At 43.7% G+C, this 830-nt stretch carries 1 pseudogene; it reads right to left on the reverse strand.

Annotated features, from left to right (window positions below):
• Positions 1 to 830 (reverse strand): annotated as a pseudogene (locus QM911_RS09870) (protein with ysrik-signal peptide); the annotation flags it as partial.

An 830-nucleotide genomic window follows, 5' to 3' on the forward strand; every position in this document is an offset into this window, starting at 1 on the left:
GGGAACGTTACGGTTGCTGATCCATCGTTTCCTACTTCAACCTTAGTTGCACTTGGATTCGCGGTTGATACTGCTTTCTTAACTGCATCTTTTTCTGGTTGAGTTAAGGATGACGTATTTTGAACTGGGGTCTTAGTTGCTGGTGCTTTAACACCTTTAGAATCTGCTTCCTTAACTGTCTTATCGCCAGTTAGGGTTGCGGTTGTGCCATCTGGGAACGTTACAGTTGCTGATCCATCGTTTCCTACTTCAACCTTAGTTGCTGTTGGGTTAGCATCTGCTACTGCTTTCTTAACTGCATCTTTTTCTGGTTGAGTTAAGGATGACGTATTTTGAACTGGGGTCTTAGCAGCTGGTTCTTGAACACCTTTAGAATCTGCTTCCTTAACTGTCTTATCGCCTGTTAGGGTTGCGGTTGAACCATCCGGGAACGTTACGGTTGCTGATCCATCGTTTCCTACTTCAACCTTAGTTGCACTTGGATTCGCGGTTGATACTGCTTTCTTAACTGCATCTTTTTCTGGTTGAGTTAAGGATGACGTATTTTGAACTGGGGTCTTAGTTGCTGGTGCTTTAACACCTTTAGAATCTGCTTCCTTAACTGTCTTATCGCCAGTTAGGGTTGCTGTTGTGCCATCTGGGAACGTTACGGTTGCTGATCCATCGTTTCCTACTTCAACCTTAGTTGCACTTGGATTCGCGGTTGATACTGCTTTCTTAACTGCATCTTTTTCTGGTTGAGTTAAGGATGACGTATTTTGAACTGGGGTCTTAGTTGCTGGTGCTTTAACACCTTTAGAATCTGCTTCCTTAACTGTCTTATCGCCAGT

Source organism: Streptococcus infantis (genome assembly GCF_047460825.1).
GTDB classification, from domain to species: domain Bacteria; phylum Bacillota; class Bacilli; order Lactobacillales; family Streptococcaceae; genus Streptococcus; species Streptococcus infantis_V.